Genomic DNA, 16,720 nt, shown 5'->3' with positions numbered 1-16,720 from the left:
GTGTTCGGGGAACACCGCAAAATTCGGGTCTGACGCTGTTTCAACTGTGGGAGCGAATTCATTCGCGAAGGTGGGTCAGTCAACGCAGCTTCATCGACCGAACGGGCCTCTCGCGAATGAATTCGCTCCTACAGGAGGGGGCGATCATCCGCGAGGAGGGCGATCACCAAGGCCGATTGTTTACTTCCGGGCCTTGAGAATCACGAACTTCGGCGTAGCCGCCACCTGTTCCACGCCCCGAAACAGTCGCGCCAGCTTGGCGTGATACCCCAAATGCCGGTTGCCGACGATGTACAGCGCGCCGCCGGTGACCAGCGCCGAACGCGCCTGCTGAAACATGCGCCAGGCCAGAAAATCCCCCACCACCTGCTGCTGGTGAAACGGCGGATTGCACAGCACCACGTCCAGCGAATCCGGTTCCTGCCCTGCGAGGCCGTCAGCGGCACGAATCTCCACCTCACGCTCAGCCAACGCCAGTTGCCAGTTTTCCTGCGCGGACTGCACCGCCATGAACGACTCATCCACCAGCGTGTACTGCGCGTCGGGGTTGGCCAGCGCACTGGCAATCGCCAACACGCCGTTGCCGCAGCCGAGGTCCGCCACGCGAGCCGAACCGAGGCCGGTCGGCAGGTAAGGCAAGAAGGCGCGGGTGCCGATGTCCAGACCGTCGCGGCAGAACACGTTGGCGTGGTTGATCAGTTCGATCTTCGGTTCGTCCAGCGTGTAGCGGGTCGGGAACGGGGAGGGCTGAAAGCCTTTCGGCTCGGGTGCGCAGAACAGCAGGCGCGCCTTCTTCACCGCCAACGACGCCTGCACCGGCCCGATGTAATCCTCCATGAGCTCACCCGCCGAGCGCGGCAAGTGCTTGATCATGCCTGCAGCCACTACCTTGGCGTCCGGCGCCAGTTGGCCTTGCAGGCGAATCAGTTGTTCCTCCAGCAAAGCCAGGGTTTTCGGGACGCGGATCAGCACCCAGTCGAACGGGCCTTGCAGCGGTTCACTGGCTGGAATCACCGGCACGGCGTCGTAGGCCTGACCATTGCGCACAAGGTTCTTTTCCAGCGCCTGTACGCCGAGGAATGAATCCGTGCTGCTGAACACTGCCGCGTGGGGCGCCAGGCTGGCGGCCAGTGCGCCAAAGTTGTCGTTGAGGATCAGCACGCGGGTTTGCAGCGTCAGGCCATGCTCGGCAAGGTGGTTGAGCAAGTATTCGTCAGCAGCGTCGAACGCCTGCAGCGGTTCATCCGACTGCTCCGGCTGGCGAATCAGGTCGAGCTGGGCGAAAGGCGTGGTAAGCAGGGGCATGTGCTGGGAATTTCCGTTCGTTGGCACGCGATGGGCGGCGAAGCGCAGGTGACCGATGCACCATTGCCACCTGACTCGCGAAAGCCGCGATTTTACGTGTTTTTCTCGCGGCCTGGCACCCGGCCTTTTCAGTAAAACCGAGTGGGTATCGGGCGCCTCACGACTGAAATACCCCATGCAGAGCGGCTTGAACCACCGCCGAGGTCTTGTTGCTGACCCCCATTTTTCGAATCGCGCTACCAATGTGGAAATTCACGGTGCGGATTTTGACGTCCAGAATCATCGCGACTTCGGCTGCGGTCTTGCCTTCTGCCGACCATTTGAGGACTTCGATTTCCCTAAGCGTTAATCCGCTGTGCAGCAAAGCGACGGCTTTGCTCATCTGTATAAGGTCCAGTCTCAAGTGTTCCATCACAAGCCTCCATGACCGATCAAAATTGAATGCCGTTTTAATGGGAGTCTAGGTAAGGAATCCTTAGGTGATTTCTACCCTCGGGCGTGAGGCTGACGAGTGGGGAGCGCTTCTTCTTTTGGCGGATTTGGCAACGCATGTGCAATCAACCGGTTACGCGTTGCCCGCCCTCTGTTCTGAGCGCTGACCGCGATAACCCCCATCGCGAAATGCTCTAAAACGCTTCGGGTGGCGCCGAGCGGGATACCACTACAAACCCACGGTGTTTATCGAGGCCGGTTTGCGGGAAACTGGGCGCACTTGATTGAGTGACAGGAGCCAGGAGCGCCCATGACCGCCAGTGCAGAGAAATTCACCCGGCAGACGCTGCTCGACGTGACCCCCTTGACCCCCAGCCTGTTCACCCTGCGCACGACGCGCGATCCGGGTTTTCGCTTCGTCGCAGGACAATTCGCACGTCTGGGCGTGACAAAGGCGGACGGCAGCACGGTGTGGCGGGCGTATTCGGTGGTGTCGTCGCCCTTCGACGAGTTTCTCGAATTCTTTTCCATCGTCGTGCCCGGTGGCGAGTTCACCAGCGAGCTGAGCCGGTTGCGCGAGGGCGACACGCTCATGGTTGAAAAGCAGGCGACGGGCTTCCTGACGCTGGATCGCTTCAACGATGGCCGGGACCTCTGGATGCTCTCGACGGGCACGGGCGTGGCGCCGTTTCTGTCGATCCTGCAGAACTTCGAAGTGTGGGAAAAGTTCGAGCGCATCATACTGGTGTACAGCGTGCGTGAGGCCGCAGAGCTGGCGTATCAGGAACTGATCGCCGAACTCACTCAACGGGAATACCTGGCCGAGTACGCCCACAAGTTTCAGTTCATCGCCACGGTGACGCGTGAAGCGCATCCCGGCGCGCTCAATGGCCGGATCACGACGCTGATCGAAAACGGTGAGCTGGAAAAGGCGGCGGGGGTCGAGCTGTCGCCTGAACATTCACGGGTGATGATCTGCGGCAACCCACAGATGATCGACGACACCCGCGCCTTGCTCAAAACCCGCGACATGCGCCTGGCCCTGACCCGCAAGCCGGGGCAGGTGGCGGTGGAGAATTATTGGTAGGGATGTACGCACGGTCTTTGAGGCGAACGATATTTTGTGGGAGCGAATTTATTCGCGATGCGGTGTATCAGCCGATGAAATTCCATCGTTTGTACCCACGTCTCGCGAATGAATTCGCTCCCACAGATGATTCAGCAGGTTGTGTGACCGATGTCAGGCAATGTTGAGGGGTTAAACCAACCGATCAGGATTCACCGGCAGTGGCGCGGCAGGCTTGTTGTTCTGCTCTTTCAGCAGGTCACGAATCTCGGTCAACAGGGTTTCCTGTGGGGTAGGCGCAGGCGGAACCGAAGGGGCCTTGGCTTCTTCACGTTTCAGGCGGTTGATGGCCTTCACGCCCATGAAGATTGCAAACGCCACGATGATGAAATCGATCACGGTCTGAATGAATTTGCCGTAAGCCAGCACTACCGCTGGCGCCGTGCCCTCGGCACCTCTGAGGGTGATCGCCAGGTCACTGAAGTCCACGCCGCCAATCAGCAGCCCCAGGGGCGGCATGATTACATCGCCGACGAACGACGAAACGATCTTGCCGAATGCCGCGCCAATAATGATACCGACGGCCATATCGACCACGTTTCCTTTGACGGCAAAGGCTTTGAACTCGCTTAGTACGCTCATGGTGTATTCCTTTGTTACAGATGAGGGTGGTGAATGCAGTGTATGTCAGCTACCTGCATCTCGCGTAATCCATTCAATCGACCGGTTCTGGTCGCGTTAGTTTTGCCGAAAGTGTCGATTCAAGGGTCCTGTGTTTGTAAGTTGCTGATTTTAAGAGAATTTTCCATATTCATTTCTGCGAGTGACGATTGCGCCTTAATCGATGGGAGGTGCTTTAGCCTTCTAGGGCGCCCATGAATGCGCTCAGAAAACCCAAATGGAAGTGAATCTATGCCAGCCTCGATTGTTTCAACCGCATTGTCGAAAACGACCCGTCTGTCCCTTATCGCCACTAGCCTGTTTTTGGTCTCAGTCTCCGCCTCGGCTCACACCCTCACCCGTGATAACGGCGCGGCCGTCGGTGACAACCAGAATTCGCAAACCGCAGGCCCCACCGGCCCGGTTTTATTGCAAGACGTCCAATTGATTCAGAAGCTGCAGCGCTTTGACCGCGAGCGCATCCCGGAGCGTGTCGTTCATGCACGCGGAACCGGGGCTTACGGCGAGTTCACCGTGACGGACGATCTCGGTGACTTGAGCAAGGCCCAGGTATTCCAGAGGGGCGAAGTCACCCCGGTGTTCGTGCGTTTTTCTTCCGTGGTGCACGGCAATCACTCGCCCGAAACTCTGCGCGACCCAAGAGGCTTCGCTACCCGGTTCTACACCCGCGAAGGCAACTGGGACTTGGTCGGTAACAACCTCCCGACCTTTTTCATCCGCGACGCGATCAAGTTTCCGGACATGGTCCACGCCTTCAAACCTGACCCCCGAAACAATCTGGACAACGATGCCCGACGCTTCGACTTCCTGTCTCACGTGCCCGAGGCCACACGGACTCTGACTGAGCTGTATTCCAACTACGGTACGCCGGCGAGCTACCGGGAGATGGACGGCAACAGCGTGCATGCCTACAAGCTGGTCAACGCGAGCGGCCAGGTGCATTACGTGAAGTTTCAGTGGAAAAGCCTGCAAGGCATCAAGAATCTCAGGCCCGCTGAAAGCGCCAAGGTTCAGGCAAGCGACTTCAGTCACATGACCCGTGATCTGGTGAGCCAGATCCGCCAGGGCAATCACCCGAAATGGGACCTGTACGTGCAGGTACTCAAGCCTGAAGACTTGCCAACGTTCGATTTCGACCCCCTCGACGCGACCAAAATCTGGCCCGCCGTTCCCGCCCGCAAAGTTGGGCAAATGGTGCTGAACCGCAACCCAAGCAATGTGTTTCAGGAGACCGAACAGGTCGCCTTGGCGCCGTCGAACCTAGTGCCGGGCATCGAACCATCGGAAGATCGCCTACTGCAGGGAAGAGTATTTTCCTACGCTGATACCCAACTCCATCGCTTGGGGGCGAACGCACGTCAGCTGCCCGTCAATGCGCCGAGGGTTCGGGTCAATAATGGCAATCAGGACGGCGCCCTCAACAGCGGCCGAACCATTTCCGGTGTGAATTATCAGCCAAGCCGTCTGCATCTTCGTCAGGAACTGCCCGAGGCGCGCTACAGCCAGTTGCCGCTTGAAGGCACGACCCAACAAGCGCGCATCCAGCGCGAACAGAACTTCAAACAGGCCGGTGAGCTTTACCGCTCGTTCAGCAAGCAGGAGCGCAAGGACCTGATCCAGAGCTTCGGTGCTTCACTGGCCACTGCCGATGAAGTGAGCAAGCACATCATCCTTTCCTTCTTGTACAAGGCCGATCCATCTTACGGCAAAGGGGTGACCAAGGTGGCGCGGGGCGATCTTGTCCACGTCAAACGTCTGGCCGCCCAGCTCTCGGACTGACCTGCGAATCGGGGGCACTACGTCCCCGATCAGCAACGTCTCGGGGCTCACAAACTGCGTTATGATTGCCGACTTTTGATCATCGGGAGGGGTTATGGCCAAGGCCAAACGCATGTATGGCTGCACCGAGTGCGGCGCGACCTTTCCCAAATGGGCCGGGCAATGCGGCGAATGCGGCGCCTGGAATACGCTGACCGAAACCATGATCGAAAGCGGCGGCGCGGCGGCGCCAGCGGGCCGTGGCGGCTGGGCCGGGCAGCAGGCACAGATCAAGACCCTCGCCGAAGTCAGCGTTGAAGAGATTCCCCGTTTTTCCACCAATTCAGCCGAACTCGACCGCGTGCTCGGCGGCGGTCTGGTGGACGGCTCAGTGGTGTTGATCGGTGGCGACCCCGGCATCGGTAAGTCGACGATCCTGCTGCAAACCCTCTGCGCCATCGCCGAGCGCATGCCCGCGCTGTACGTCACCGGCGAGGAATCGCAACAACAGGTCGCCATGCGCGCCCGCCGTTTGAGCCTGCCCCAGGACAAGCTGCGGGTCATGACCGAAACCTCCATCGAAACCATCATCGCCACGGCCCGCGTCGAACAGCCGAAGGTCATGGTGATCGACTCGATCCAGACCATCTTCACCGAGCAGCTGCAATCCGCACCCGGCGGCGTGGCACAGGTGCGGGAAAGCGCGGCGCTGCTGGTGCGTTACGCGAAACAGAGCGGGACGGCGATCTTTCTCGTCGGCCACGTGACCAAAGAGGGCGCACTGGCCGGCCCTCGCGTCCTCGAACACATGGTCGACACCGTGCTGTATTTCGAGGGCGAATCGGACGGACGTTTGCGTTTGCTGCGGGCGGTGAAAAACCGTTTCGGCGCCGTCAACGAGCTGGGCGTGTTCGGCATGACCGACAAGGGTCTGAAAGAAGTCTCGAACCCGTCAGCGATTTTTCTGACCCGCGCGCAGGAAGCGGTCGCAGGCAGTGTGGTCATGGCGACGTGGGAAGGCACTCGCCCGATGCTGGTCGAGGTGCAGGCGCTGGTGGATGACAGTCACCTCTCCAATCCGCGTCGCGTGACGTTGGGGCTGGATCAGAACCGGCTGGCGATGCTGTTGGCGGTCCTGCATCGTCACGGCGGAATTCCTACGCACGATCAGGACGTTTTTCTCAACGTGGTGGGCGGGGTGAAAGTGCTGGAAACGGCATCGGACCTCGCGTTGATGGCCGCGGTGATGTCGAGTCTTCGCAATCGGGCCTTGCCGGGGGATTTGCTGGTGTTCGGGGAAGTGGGGCTGTCGGGCGAAGTGCGGCCTGTGCCGAGCGGCCAGGAGCGTTTAAAGGAAGCGGCCAAGCATGGCTTCAAACGCGCCATCGTGCCGAAAGGCAATGCCCCAAAAGAATCGCCACCGGGGCTGACCGTGATCGGCGTGACCCGGTTGGATCAGGCGTTGGATGCGTTGTTTGAGGAATAAAGGACGATCAATCCAGCTCGTCAGACGTACGTAATACCTATGGGAGCGAATTCATTCGCGAGACACCAGTGCAATCGATAGAAATGTGTCGAATGTACCGACCAATCGCGAATGAATTCGCTCCCACAGGGTTCAAGGTTATTCAGGTCTGGCAGCGTCACACTTTAATCAACGCCGCCAATTCCCGCTCCAGTTCAGCATGATCCGCCAGGTTCAGCTCGATCAGCCGCCGTAAATGCGTCACCGAATCCAGCCCGATGTGCTCACACACGAACCCCAGATGATTGTGGTCGTCGTGGGTCAGCCGCACTTCCATTCGCACATCGATATCGACGTTGAGGTGAATGTCGACAATGAATGGCTCGTCCGGATTGCCCTGCCACGGCGATGGCCGTTCGATGAGCAGCCCTTTGAGCGACAGGTCGATCAGGTGCACCGGCCAGCTTTTCGGGCCTTGGGTCAGTTCGGTCTTGGCATCGAACGAGATACGTTTAAAACGTCGACGGTCTTCGTGGGCATCTGTCATGACGCGACTTCTCCTAGGCTCTGGCGGCCAGGTTTCGTGGACCCGAGCGCCGATCATTCCGCCCCGAGGGCGACAGCTGCTCTGACTATAGGCCAAATCCCGCGCTAGACCATCGTGGGGGGTGGCCTTTCGCTCCAGCAGCGCTAAACTCTGGGTGCTGCTCAAAACACGTCCACTCTGCTGGAACTCAAAAATGAAAAATAATAATAGTCTGCTGCGCCATGTGCCCTGGCTGATCGTTGCGATTCTCGGGGCCTGGGCCCTTGGAGTGGTTGCATTGCGTCGGGGAGAAGCAATCAACGCACTCTGGATCGTGGTCGCCGCGGTCGCCATCTATCTGGTCGCTTATCGCTACTACAGTTTGTTCATCGCCAGCCGCGTCATGCAGCTGGACCCGACTCGGGCCACCCCTGCGGTGCTGAACAACGACGGTCTGGACTACGTTCCGACCAACAAACACATCCTTTTCGGTCACCATTTTGCAGCCATTGCAGGCGCAGGTCCGCTCGTCGGTCCGGTGCTGGCGGCGCAAATGGGCTACCTGCCCGGCACCCTCTGGCTGATCGCCGGTGTGGTCCTGGCCGGTGCGGTGCAGGATTTCATGATCCTGTTCCTGTCCACACGCCGTAATGGCCGGTCGCTCGGCGACATGGTCCGCGAGGAAATGGGCCGTATCCCCGGCACCATCGCCTTGTTCGGCTGCTTCTTGATCATGATCATCATCCTCGCGGTGCTGGCGCTGATCGTGGTGAAAGCCTTGGCCGAAAGCCCTTGGGGCATGTTCACGGTCATGGCGACGATCCCGATCGCGATGTTCATGGGCGTCTACATGCGGTTCATTCGCCCGGGCCGCATCGGTGAAATCTCCATCGTCGGCGTTGTGCTGTTGCTGCTGTCGATCTGGGTCGGCGGTCAGGTGGCGGCCAGCCCTGAGTGGGCGCCGCTGTTCACCTTCACCGGCGTGCAGATCACCTGGATGCTGGTGGGCTACGGTTTTGTTGCGGCGATGTTGCCGGTCTGGCTGGTCCTCGCCCCGCGCGACTACCTGTCCACTTTCCTGAAAATCGGCACCATCATCGCGCTGGCCATCGGCATCCTGATTCTCGCGCCTGAGCTGAAAATGCCGGCCTTGACCCAGTTCACTGACGGCACCGGCCCGGTCTGGAAAGGCACCCTGTTCCCGTTCCTGTTCATCACCATCGCGTGTGGCGCCGTGTCGGGCTTCCACGCGCTGATCTCTTCGGGCACCACGCCGAAGCTGCTGGATAACGAAGTCAATGCCCGTTACATCGGCTACGGCGGCATGCTGATGGAGTCGTTCGTGGCCATCATGGCCATGGTCGCTGCCTCGGTCATCGAGCCAGGCGTGTACTTCGCCATGAACAGCCCGGCCGCCATCGTTGGCAGTGACGTCAACGCTGTCGCGCAAATGGTGAGCAGTTGGGGCTTCGTGATCACACCGGATCAACTGGTGGCGACCGCCAAAGACATCGGCGAGAACACCATCCTGGCCCGTGCCGGTGGCGCGCCAACATTGGCCGTGGGTATCGCGCAGATCCTGCACCAGGCGTTCCCGGGCCAGAACACCATGGCGTTCTGGTACCACTTCGCGATTCTGTTCGAAGCGCTGTTCATCCTGACCGCTGTCGATGCCGGTACCCGTGCCGGACGCTTCATGCTGCAAGACCTGCTGGGCAGCTTCGTGCCCGCACTGAAACGCACCGAGTCCTGGACCGCCAACGCCATCGGCACCGGTGGCTGCGTGGCCTTGTGGGGTTACCTGCTGTATCAAGGCGTGATCGATCCGCTGGGTGGCATCAACACCTTGTGGCCGCTGTTCGGCATCTCTAACCAGATGCTGGCCGGGATTGCGCTGATGTTGGCGACAGTCGTGCTGATCAAAATGAAACGTCAGCAATACGTCTGGGTGACCATCCTGCCAGCCTCTTGGCTGCTGATCTGCACCGTGACCGCAGGCTTCATCAAGCTGTTCGACCCGAGCCCTGCCGTTGGTTTCCTGGCCCTGGCCAAGAAATACAGTGCAGCGGCAGATGCAGGCCAGATTCTCGCCCCGGCGAAAAGCGTCGAGCAGATGCAGCACGTGATCTTCAACGCGTACACCAACGCGGCGCTGACCTCGCTGTTCCTGTTCGTGGTGTTGAGTATCCTGTTCTACGCGATCAAAGTCGGTCGCGAAGCGTGGGTCAAGAAAGAGCGTACCGACAAGGAAGCGCCGTTTCAGGCCTTCCCTAAAACCCATTGAGTACGCTGTGAGGCGAGGAGCTGCACATGTTCAATGACCTGAGTCGTCTGGGTAAATATCTGGGTCAGGCTGCGCGCTTGATGGTCGGCATGCCGGACTACGACAACTATGTCGAGCATATGCAGAACACCCACCCCGACAAACCGGTGATGTCGTACGAGGCGTTCTTTCGGGAACGCCAGGACGCGCGTTACGGTGGTAAGGGCGGGCCTAAGTGTTGTTGATCCGCTGATCGATTAACACGTTCCTTGTAGGAGTGAGTTTGCTCGCGATGATGTTGTGCCAGACACGTTGATGTATCTGACACAATGCCATTGCGAGCAAGCTCACTCCTACAGTCATTTTTGTGCTGGAGATTTTTGTGTTCACACCCATCCCCGTCACCGTTCTGAGCGGTTTCCTCGGCGCGGGCAAGACCACGTTGCTGCGTCACCTGCTCAAGGAAGAGCACGGCTTGAAAATCGCCGTGATTGAAAACGAATTCAGCGATGCCGGGGTCGACACCCAGTTGCTCGGCAGCGAGCCGGTGCAGGTGATGACCCTGTCCAACGGCTGCGTGTGCTGCACCATCCACACCGACCTGACCAAAGCGCTGGTTTTGCTGCTGGAGCGACTGGACAGCGGCGAGATCAAGTTCGACCGTCTGGTGATCGAATGCACCGGCCTCGCTGACCCGGCGCCGGTCGCACAGACTTTCTTCATCGACGAAGAACTGCGTGAGCGTTACATCCTCGACGGCATCATCACGCTGGTGGACGCGGCTCACGCCGACACCCATCTGGAACAGACCATCGCCCAGGCCCAGATCGGCTTTGCCGACCGTCTGCTGGTGAGCAAGACCGATCTGGTGGACGCGGCCACGTTCAAAGCCCTGAGCGAGCGGCTGACCCGTATCAACCGCCGGGCGCCGATTCGCGTGGTCGAGCACGGCAAGATCGATCTGGCCGAACTGCTGGATGTGCGCGGTTTCAACCTGAACGCCGACGTCGGCGGCATGGTCCTGCGCCCGGCAGCCCCCGCAGGTCGTGGCATCGACCGCATCAGCAGTCTGGTCTTGCGCAGCGACAAAGCGCTGGACATCGACAAGCTCAGCACCTTCATGAACGACCTGCTGGAAGAGCACGGCAAGCAATTGCTGCGTTACAAAGGCGTGCTGAATATCGCCGGTGAAGACCGCAAGCTGGTGTTTCAGGGCGTGCTCAAGCTCTATGGTTTTGATTTCGACGTGGAGTGGGGCACGGACGAGAAGCGTGAGAGCGTGATCGTGTTCATTGCCGACGATCTGCCAGAAGACAAGATTCGGGAAGGGTTTGCGAAGGTCGCGGCGCAATAAGGCAGTACGCCGAACCCTGTGGGAGCAAATTCATTCGCGATTCGGTCTTACAGCCGATAGATGTGTATTGGATGTACCGTCCAATCGCGAATGAAGTCGCTCCCACAGGTTTGATCGCCGACCGTCAGACATAAAAAAGCCCGGCTCAAGCGCCGGGCTTTTTCACATCAAGCAACCGCTATCAAGCGCCGTAAACCGGCAGCTTGGCGCAGATGGCTTTGACTTTCTCGCGAACGCCGTCGATTACGGCTTCGTTGTTCAGGTCAGCCAGAATGTCGCAGATCCAGCCTGCCAGTTCCTTGCACTCTGCTTCCTTGAAGCCGCGAGTGGTCACAGCCGGGGTGCCGAAGCGCAGACCGGAGGTGACGAACGGGGAGCGTGGATCGTTCGGCACGGAGTTCTTGTTCACGGTGATGAACGCACGACCCAACGCAGCGTCAGCGTCTTTACCGGAGATGTCCTGCTTGATCAGGGACAGCAGGAACAGGTGGTTCTCGGTCCCGCCGGACACCACGTCAAAACCGCGCTCGATGAACACAGCGGCCATGGCCTTGGCGTTTTTCACCACTTGTTGCTGGTAAGCCTTGAACTCAGGCTGCAGTGCTTCCTTGAAGCAGATCGCTTTAGCCGCGATGACGTGCTCCAGAGGACCGCCTTGACCGCCTGGGAAGACAGCAGAGTTCAGCTTCTTCTCGATGTCGGCATTGGCGCGCGCCAGGATCAGGCCGCCACGTGGACCGCGCAGGGTCTTGTGGGTGGTGGTGGTCACGACGTCAGCGAATGGAACCGGGTTAGGGTAGACGCCCGCTGCGACCAGACCGGCCACGTGGGCCATGTCGACGAACAGGTAGGCGCCGACTTTGTCAGCGATAGCGCGGAAACGCGGGAAATCCAGCACCTGCGAGTAAGCCGAGAAACCGGCCACGATCATTTTTGGCTTGTGCTCGACCGCCAGACGCTCGACTTCGTCGTAGTCGATCAGGCCGTTGCCGTCGATGCCGTATTGAACGGCGTTGTACAGTTTGCCGGAGGACGAAACGCTGGCACCGTGGGTCAGGTGACCGCCGTGGGCCAGGCTCATGCCCAGAATGGTGTCACCAGCGTTCAGCAGGGCCAGGTAAACGGCGCTGTTGGCCTGCGAACCGGCGTGCGGCTGGACGTTGGCGTAATCAGCGCCGAACAGCTCCTTGGCGCGGTCGATGGCCAGTTGCTCGACGATGTCGACGTACTCGCAACCACCGTAGTAACGCTTGCCTGGGTAGCCTTCGGCGTATTTGTTGGTCAGCACCGAGCCTTGGGCTTCCATGACAGCCGGGCTGGTGTAGTTTTCCGAGGCGATCAGCTCGATGTGCTCTTCCTGGCGCTTGGCTTCTTGTTCCATAGCGGCATACAGGTCGGAGTCGTACTTGGCGATAGTCAAATTACGGCTGAACATGGCGGTCCTCGGGGATCGGGCAGTAGAAAAGGGGGGCATTCTACAACATCGCGTTTTATCTGGCATATGAAAGGCGGTCATGCGGCAGATGAGCGGATTACAGCTTCGAGCTTTGAGCCTCAAGCCTCAAGCTGATCGCGTAACGGCTTCTGTTTTTGCCATGTGCTTTTATTTGCTCCGACCTTCAAGCCATATAGTGCGAGCACCGCAGGCCTGCTTCTGCTCGCAGCTTGCAGCTCAAAGCTCGCGGCTGCTTCTAGTCCAGCATGAAGAGCGCGTCATTGCTGAACTGGGCTTCGAACCGCGCGGGAGGCATCGGGCGGCCGAACAGGTAGCCTTGCACCTCATCACAGCCATGCTCGCGCAAGAACTCCAACTGCTCGTAGGTTTCCACGCCCTCTGCGATCACCGCCAGGTTGAGGCTGTGGGCCATCGCGATGATGGCGCGGGCGATCTGCGCGTCTTGTTCACCCGAGGGCAAGCCGTCAACGAACGTGCGGTCGATTTTCAGCACATCGATCGGGAACTGCTTGAGGTAGTTCAAGGACGAGTAGCCGGTGCCAAAATCGTCCACCGCAATGCTCAGGCCCAGACGCTTGAGCCCGGCGAGAATCTGCATGGCCTCGCTGACCTCGCGCATCAGGATGCTTTCCGTCAGCTCAAGCTCCAGACAGGCCGGGGACAGGCCGGTCTCCTGAAGGATGTTGGCGATGCGCATGCCGAGCTGTCCATCGGAGAACTGACGTGCGGAAATGTTGACCGAGACTTTCGGCACGCGGACTTTCGCCAGGTGCCATTCGCGCAATTGGCGACAGGCTTCTTTGATGACCCATTCGCCGACTTCGACCACCAGCCCCAGTTCTTCGAGCACCGGAATGAAATCGCCGGGCGGCACCAATCCGCGGGTCGGGTGGCGCCAGCGGAGCAGGGCTTCGGTCCCGGTCAGACGCTTGCCGTCGCCACTGAACTGCGGCTGGTAATACAGCGTGAACTCTTCCTGCTCCAGCGCATGGCGCAGGTCGCTTTCCAGCTCCAGGCGCTCCAGAGCGCTGGCGTTCATGTCCGCCTGATAGAACTGGAAGTTGTTCTTGCCGCGCTCCTTGGCGTGATACATCGCGGTGTCGGCGTTCTTCATCAACTGGCTCAGCTCATTGCCATCCTGAGGACTCAGGGCAATGCCGATACTGGCCGTGACGAAGAACTCGCGGCCTTCCAGTACGAAGGGCTTCACCAGACTGGCGAGGATCTGTTCGGCCACATGGATGGCGCGGGTCAGCGCCGCCTGCTGCGTGGCGCCGGGTTGCAGCAGCAACGTGAATTCGTCCCCGCCCATGCGCGCCACCGTGTCGTCTTCGGCGACGCACCCCAGCAGCCGCGCGGCCATTTCCTTGAGCATGCGGTCCCCGGCGGCGTGACCCAGGGAGTCGTTGATGGGTTTGAAGCGATCCAGGTCGAGAAACATCAGCACGACCCAGGCGTGCTGGCGCTCGGCATGCTGCAAGGCGGTGTGCAGACGGTCCTGGAACAGCGTCCGGTTCGGCAAGTGCGTCAGGGCGTCGTAATACGCGAGGCGATGAATGCGCTGCTCGCTGGCCTTGCGCTCGCTGATGTCGCTGAAGAAACACACGTAGCTGGCGAGGTCACCTTCGTCGTCGAACACGGCCGTGATGCCGACCCAAGCGGGATAATGTTCGCCGTCCCGACGTTTCAGCCACAGTTCACCCTCCCAACTGCCGCGCTGATGCAGTTGCTTGAGGATATAGCCCATGTGGGCTTCCTGTTGGTCCTCGACGGTCAGCATCATCGGCAGTTGATCGAGTACCTGGGAAACGGCATACCCGCTGACCCGACTGAATGCGTCGTTGGCCTGCACGATGTAGCCCGCAGGGTCGGTGATCAGGATCGCCGAGGTCGAGTGTTCGAACACCGTCGCCGCCATGCGCAGGTCTTTTTCCGCCCGGCGCTGCTGACTGATGTCACGGCCTACGCCGAGAATGCCTTCGAAGGCACCGGCCTCGTCCCACAACAACACCAGACGCAACTCGACCGGAATCTTGCGCCCATCGGCCCGCAGACAGTCGAACAGATACAACTGCGTGGTCACTTCGTTGCGCAGCTCTGTCAGTGTCTCGGGCTTGTTGAGCGCCTTGCCGATGCGGTTCAGCAGGGCCTGAAGACTCGCCAGTTGTTGAGGGTTGGCGATGATCGAATTCCAGCCGTTCTGCAGAATCCAGTCGGCGCTGTAGCCCAACACGGCGTTGACCGACGGGCTGACGTAATTGGGGCGCAGCTTCTGATTGGTGGAGAAAATCACGTCGCTGATGCTTTCCGCGAGCATGCGATAGCGCTGTTCGCTGTCACGCAGAGACTGGCTGGCCTCGATCTGTTCGGTGATGTCCTTGGCGACGCCGATGATGCGCGTCACACGACCATTCTGGTCTGGCGCCAGGGCTTGTTCGCGGATATCAAAGCGCCGCCAGCGACCTTGGCGATCCCGGAAGCGCAACTGGCATTCCGTGAGGTCTCGACGGCCTTCTTCAGTGCGGGTCAGGCGCAGTTGTTCATAAGGGTCGGCGTCATCAGGGTGCAGCAGAATTTCCCAGAAATACTCGCCCATCTGCTGCAAGTCTTCCTTGCTGTAGCCCAGGGTCTGGCCCAGATGGTGGTTGCTGTAGATCATGCGACGGCTGACGACGTCCTGCACGTAGAGGTGATCGGGAACCGTGCGCACCACGTCCGACCAGAAGCTTTCGCGCTCCAGCAGCGCCAGCTCGGTCTGTTTGCGGTTGGTGATGTCGTTGATGTTCAGGATGACGGCGTTGAAGTCCTCTGGCTGCTCGGGCAACCGAACCACCAGCCAGAGGTGATGATCCTGGCCATCGGCGTTGGGCAGCACAATCTCCAGTTCCAGTTGAGGCTGGCGATCCAGCACCGCGCTGATCAGTTGCACACCGATGCCGTTGCGCGACCGTGGGCAACCCTCGATCAGTTGCTGCCAGACACGCGCCGAAGAGTCGGCATTGAGCAGCGTGGCCGCAACCTGGTTGACCTCGGTAATGCGTAGCTGATGCAACAGGCCGCTCAACTGGTCCGGATGGTTGATCAGGCGTTTGTGCAATTCATCGCTGGTGGTCAGTTGCAGGTGCTTCAAATAGTCCGGCAGACCGGACAAGTCCAGCACGCACAGCGCGACGCCGGTGCCTTCAAAGATGTCCTTGTAGCGGCGACGACTCTCGTGCAATTGCAATTGGCGGCGACGCAGGCTGCGCAGGGCCAGCAGCGGAAGGATCGAGCACAACAGCGCGATCAGGCATTTGGCGACGAGCGGGGCGATCAGCGCCTGACGGGTTTTGCTGGCGTCGAACAGACCGCGCAATTGCCAGTCGCTATTGGTCAGGGGTTCGAGGAGGACTGTCTGGGTCGCGCTGTCGGTCCGATTGTCGTCCGCAGGCTCCGCCTCATAGATGACGTGCTCGGTGGTGCGGTTCTCAAGCCGCCACGTCGCGCGAAAATCCTGATCACTTTGCCGAGTCAGGTTTTTCATCACCTGCGGGTCGAGTCGGATGGCCCAATGGCATTCTTCCCGGTTTCCTGGCTGGCGTACGAACAGGTAGAGCGTCGAGCCGTCCGGTGAGTCAGCGTAATAATAGGTGCGACCGTTGATGCGCTCGCGCTGTTCAGTCAAAAAACTGACATCTGCACCGTTGTTGGCGCTGTCGCTGAGAATATTGGCGTCTTCATCAAGCCACGCCACGCTGCGCATTCCCGGCAGTGCCAAGCGCAGGCGTTCCAGGGTTGCCGACCGTTGATCGGCCACGGGCGGTTCGCCTTTGGCGTCGTCCAGAATGTTGAGGGCCACCTGCGCACTGAGCGCCATGTTCAAGCTCAGACGGTCGGCCAGCTGAATGCTGTAGTCCACGCTACGCTGGCGTTGGCGGTCCTGAGTCTGCTGAAATTGTTCGACCAGTTGCCATATCAACAGCGCGAGCATGAGCAGCACCAGCACTGCCAGCGCACCTTTGGGCGAGCTTCGAAAAGCTGCGGCCGTCGCGCTTTTGGGTGAGCGCAACGGGGAAGTGGGTGTTGGTGTGGACAAACTGGTGATCCTGACTGCTGGACTGAATCAGCGTGTGCGAAATGCACTATAAGCCTGACGCCCAAATGGCGGCTAGCATGCCCTGAGTTGTGGCTAAGTGCCAGCCCTTAAGGCCCGCACGGTTTGCCCTCTCGACTGCATTCGGGTAGCTTTGCGCCACGCGCGATGTGCCCGAATCTGCAAGCCGGTTTTCTGCAAATGGCTGCAATGCTTGCAAACTTTGCTCCAGCTTGACGACCGATACTCGGAAGTTTTGTCGCAACGCTTCTGTTCGTGCCTTATTCATTCAAGGCCCGGATGCGTCGCACGACAAGTCGCAACGCTAAATAAACGTTTTTT

Annotated in this window: 12 protein-coding genes; 6 read left to right on the top strand and 6 right to left on the bottom strand. The window is 59.7% G+C overall.

Annotated elements, in window-relative coordinates; genetic code table 11:
- Positions 1–180: 180 nt before the first annotated feature.
- On the bottom strand, positions 181–1,305 hold the full coding sequence (locus GVN17_RS27340) for a methyltransferase (RefSeq protein WP_166598414.1): 1,125 nt from the start codon (positions 1,303–1,305) through the stop codon (positions 181–183).
- A 157-nt stretch (positions 1,306–1,462) separates the two neighbouring features.
- Entirely contained in the window at positions 1,463–1,687 is a 225-nt protein-coding gene (locus tag GVN17_RS27335; RefSeq protein ID WP_256665454.1) for a helix-turn-helix transcriptional regulator, read from the bottom strand.
- 360 nt (positions 1,688–2,047) lie between these two features.
- Between GVN17_RS27335 and GVN17_RS27330 the strand changes: the two genes are divergently transcribed.
- Entirely contained in the window at positions 2,048–2,824 is a 777-nt protein-coding gene (locus GVN17_RS27330) for a ferredoxin--NADP reductase (protein ID WP_166598412.1), read from the top strand.
- Positions 2,825–2,995: 171 nt separating this feature from the next.
- Here GVN17_RS27330 and mscL read toward each other — a convergent pair whose 3' ends face one another.
- On the bottom strand, positions 2,996–3,445 hold the full coding sequence (gene mscL / locus GVN17_RS27325) for a large-conductance mechanosensitive channel protein MscL (protein ID WP_166598411.1): 450 nt from the start codon (positions 3,443–3,445) through the stop codon (positions 2,996–2,998).
- Positions 3,446–3,715: 270 nt separating this feature from the next.
- Between mscL and GVN17_RS27320 the strand changes: the two genes are divergently transcribed.
- A complete protein-coding gene (locus GVN17_RS27320; protein ID WP_166598410.1) occupies positions 3,716–5,263 on the top strand; it encodes a catalase in 1,548 nt (515 codons plus the stop codon).
- Between the two features lie 94 nt (positions 5,264–5,357).
- Positions 5,358–6,728: a DNA repair protein RadA gene (radA, locus tag GVN17_RS27315; protein ID WP_166598409.1), complete on the top strand. Its 1,371-nt coding sequence runs from the start codon at positions 5,358–5,360 to the stop codon at positions 6,726–6,728.
- A 157-nt stretch (positions 6,729–6,885) separates the two neighbouring features.
- On the opposite strand, the gene GVN17_RS27310 is transcribed toward radA, so the two are convergent.
- Positions 6,886–7,254, bottom strand: coding sequence for a PilZ domain-containing protein (locus tag GVN17_RS27310; RefSeq protein WP_166598408.1), 369 nt, complete (start codon positions 7,252–7,254; stop codon positions 6,886–6,888).
- 193 nt (positions 7,255–7,447) lie between these two features.
- Here GVN17_RS27310 and GVN17_RS27305 point away from each other — a divergent pair, with 193 nt between their 5' ends.
- The 3 genes from GVN17_RS27305 (at position 7,448) to yjiA (ending at position 10,850) form a co-directional block, all read left to right on the top strand.
- Positions 7,448–9,517, top strand: coding sequence for a carbon starvation CstA family protein (locus GVN17_RS27305; protein ID WP_166598407.1), 2,070 nt, complete (start codon positions 7,448–7,450; stop codon positions 9,515–9,517).
- Positions 9,518–9,543: 26 nt separating this feature from the next.
- Entirely contained in the window at positions 9,544–9,741 is a 198-nt protein-coding gene (locus tag GVN17_RS27300; protein WP_166598406.1) for a YbdD/YjiX family protein, read from the top strand.
- Between the two features lie 137 nt (positions 9,742–9,878).
- Positions 9,879–10,850: a GTPase gene (yjiA, locus tag GVN17_RS27295; protein ID WP_166598405.1), complete on the top strand. Its 972-nt coding sequence runs from the start codon at positions 9,879–9,881 to the stop codon at positions 10,848–10,850.
- A gap of 181 nt (positions 10,851–11,031) precedes the next feature.
- On the opposite strand, the gene glyA is transcribed toward yjiA, so the two are convergent.
- A complete protein-coding gene (gene glyA / locus GVN17_RS27290; protein WP_166598404.1) occupies positions 11,032–12,285 on the bottom strand; it encodes a serine hydroxymethyltransferase in 1,254 nt (417 codons plus the stop codon).
- Positions 12,286–12,541: 256 nt separating this feature from the next.
- Positions 12,542–16,381: an EAL domain-containing protein gene (locus tag GVN17_RS27285; protein WP_371928633.1), complete on the bottom strand. Its 3,840-nt coding sequence runs from the start codon at positions 16,379–16,381 to the stop codon at positions 12,542–12,544.
- Positions 16,382–16,720: the final 339 nt, after the last annotated feature.

Origin of the sequence: Pseudomonas sp. SLFW, assembly GCF_009905615.1 — a bacterium.
Taxonomy (GTDB): Bacteria; Pseudomonadota; Gammaproteobacteria; order Pseudomonadales; family Pseudomonadaceae; genus Aquipseudomonas; species Aquipseudomonas bambusae.
This window is presented reverse-complemented; position numbering and strand designations above follow the sequence as displayed.